The sequence below is a fragment of the [Flexibacter] sp. ATCC 35208 genome (assembly GCF_001975825.1).
Taxonomy (GTDB): domain Bacteria; phylum Bacteroidota; class Bacteroidia; order Chitinophagales; family Chitinophagaceae; genus Chitinophaga.
In genome coordinates this window covers 1,496-4,652 of record NZ_MTKN01000142.1, presented here as the reverse complement: position 1 = coordinate 4,652, position 3,157 = coordinate 1,496, and the positions used below count along the sequence as shown (strand labels likewise).

The window sequence follows — 3,157 nt, the reverse complement described above, 5'->3', positions numbered from 1 at the left end:
AGTTGAATTAATAGAACGAGCTTCCAGCAAGGTATAAAATGAAAAAAGCCTCTGAATAAATTCAGAGGCTTTTTCAATAAATATGGCAGCTACCTACTCTCCCGCATTGTGGTGCAGTACCATCGGCCATAAGGGGCTTAACTTCTCTGTTCGGAATGGGAAGAGGTGAACACCCTTGGCAAAACCACCATAAGATCTTGAAGATCTTTTGTTACCATTACGGTAACGCAATAAGTTGCATATTGGGAAAGTTATAATACAATATAAATAAAATTAAAGCTTACGGGCAATTAGTACTACTCGGCTTCGATGTTACCACCCTTACACCTGTAGCCTATCAACGTCGTAGTCTCCGACGGCCCTTAAAAGTAAACTCATCTTGAGGTTGGTTTCACGCTTAGATGCTTTCAGCGTTTATCCTTTCCGTACATAGCTACTCGGCACTGCACCTGGCGGCACAACCGATACACCAGCGGTACGTACGACCCGGTCCTCTCGTACTAAGGTCATGTCCCCGCAATTTACTAACGATCACAACAGATAGGGACCGAACTGTCTTGCGACGTTCTGAACCCAGTTCACGTGCCACTTTAATCGGCGAACAGCCGAACCCTTGGGACCTTCTCCAGCCCCAGGATGTGACGAACCGACATCGAGGTGCCAAACCTCCCCGTCGATATGAGCTCTTGGGGGAGATCAGCCTGTTATCCCCGGAGTACCTTTTATCCTTTGAGCGATGGCCCTTCCATGCAGAACCACCGGATCACTTTAGCCAGCTTTCGCTCCTGCTCGGCTGGTCAGCCTCACAGTCAAGCACCCTTTTACTAATGCGCTCTGCGTACGATTACCAACCGTACTGAGGGTACCTTTGCGAGCCTCCGTTACTTTTTAGGAGGCGACCACCCCAGTCAAACTACCCACCAAACAATGTCCCCGTTGCCGGGTTAGACTCTAAACAACAGAAGGTTGGTATTTCAACGTTGACTCCACAACTCCTGGCGAAGCTGCTTCATAGTCTCCCAACTATCCTACACATCTGTGGTTCAAAATCAATGTTAAGTTGTAGTGAAGGTTCACGGGGTCTTTCCGTCCCGTTGCGATTAACCGGCATCTTCACCGATACTACAATTTCACCGAGCTCGTGGTAGAGACAGTGTCCAACTCATTAGACCATTCGTGCAGGTCGGAACTTACCCGACAAGGAATTTCGCTACCTTAGGACCGTTATAGTTACGGCCGCCGTTTACTGGGGCTTCAGTCAGAAGCTTTGGGTTGCCCCGAACATCCTTCCTTAACCTTCCAGCACCGGGCAGGTATCAGGCTCTATACGTCATCTTTCGATTTTGCAGGGCCCTGTGTTTTTGTTAAACAGTTGGTTGGACCATTTTACTGAGACCGCATTACTGCGGTACGCCTTATCCCGAAGTTACAGCGTCAATTTGCCTAGTTCCTTTACCACGGATCACTCGAGCGCCTGAGGATACTCTCCTCGACTACCTGTGTCGGTTTACGGTACGGGCTGCTATAACCGAACCTTAGAGGTTTTTCTTGGAAGTCTGATTAGAGACACTATCAGTGCGGCCGAAGCTTTACTGTACTATCAGGTTCATCATTCTCTGCGGATTTTCCTACAAAGAATATAACTACACCCTTTAACGCACTATTCCGTAAGTGCGCGGTCTGTTCACTACTCCGTTACCCCATCGAAATTATAGCAGGTACTGGAATATTCACCAGTTTGCCATCAGCTACGCCTCTCGGCTTTGCCTAAGGACCCGACTAACCCTGATCCGATTAGCGTTGATCAGGAACCCTTAGTCTTACGGCGAATAGGTTTTTCACCTATTTTATCGTTACTTATGCCTACATTTTCTTTTCTAAACGCTCCAGCATATCTCGCGATACACCTTCAATGCAGTTTAGAATGCTCCCCTACCGATTATCTTACGATAATCCTAAAGCTTCGGTTGTATGTTTGATGCCCGATTATTTTCCGTGCTTAAACCCTCGACCAGTGAGCTGTTACGCACTCTTTAAATGAATGGCTGCTTCCAAGCCAACATCCTGGCTGTTATAGGATTTAAACTGCGTTTGTTCAACTTAACATACGATTAGGGACCTTAGCTGTTAATCTGGGTTATTTCCCTCTCGGCCATGGACCTTAGCGCCCACAGCCTCACTCCCGTAGATAATATCATAGCATTCGGAGTTTATTAGGGTTTGGTAGGCGGTGAAGCCCCCTAGCCCAATTAGTAGCTCTACCTCTATGATAACTCTGAATACGAGGCTGTTCCTAAAAACATTTCGGGGAGAACGAGCTATCTCTCAGTTTGATTGGCCTTTCACCCCTATCCACAGGTCATCCCATAGCTTTTCAACGCTAATGAGTTCGGTCCTCCAGTTTGTGTTACCAAACCTTCAACCTGCCCATGGATAGATCACAAAGTTTCGCGTCTACCCCCACTGACTATATTGTCGCTCTGTTAGAACTCGCTTTCGCTACGGCTCCGCAACTTAAGTGCTTAACCTTGCCAGTGAGGAGTAACTCGTAGGCTCATTATGCAAAAGGCACGCCGTCACCCTTTAACAGGCTCCGACCGCTTGTAGGCGCACGGTTTCAGGTACTATTTCACTCTTCTGTTCGAAGTACTTTTCACCTTTCCCTTACGGTACTGGTTCACTATCGGTCTTTAGGGAGTATTTAGCCTTACCAGATGGTGCTGGCAGTTTCACACAGGATTCCTCCGGTCCCGCGCTACTCAGGATACTACACGTCCATCAGAATTTCCGTCTACAGGGCTATCACCTGCTATGGCTCATCTTTCCAGATGATTCAACTTGATCTGACTTTCTAAAAGTAGTCCTACAACCCCGTGGCAGCACGCCACCACGGTTTGGGCTCTTCCCCGTTCGCTCGCCACTACTTAGGGAATCATTAATTTATTTTCTTTTCCTGCAGGTACTTAGATGTTTCAGTTCCCTGCGTTGGCCTCCTTTCGGATAATACACCTTCAGTGTACTGGGTTGTCCCATTCGGAAATCTACGGATGTAACGATCGTTTGCATCTCCCCGTAGCTTATCGCAGCTTACCACGTCCTTCTTCGCCTCCTAAAGCCAAGGCATCCGCCATGCGCCCTTATTCGCTTTAAATATCTT

At 47.6% G+C, this 3,157-nt stretch carries 2 rRNA genes; both read right to left on the bottom strand.

Features of this window, described 5'->3' with window-relative positions:
* Positions 1–80 precede the first annotated feature (80 nt).
* A 5S ribosomal RNA gene (gene rrf, locus BW716_RS34450) occupies positions 81–192 on the bottom strand.
* A 78-nt stretch (positions 193–270) separates the two neighbouring features.
* A 23S ribosomal RNA gene (locus BW716_RS34445) occupies positions 271–3,151 on the bottom strand.
* Positions 3,152–3,157: the final 6 nt, after the last annotated feature.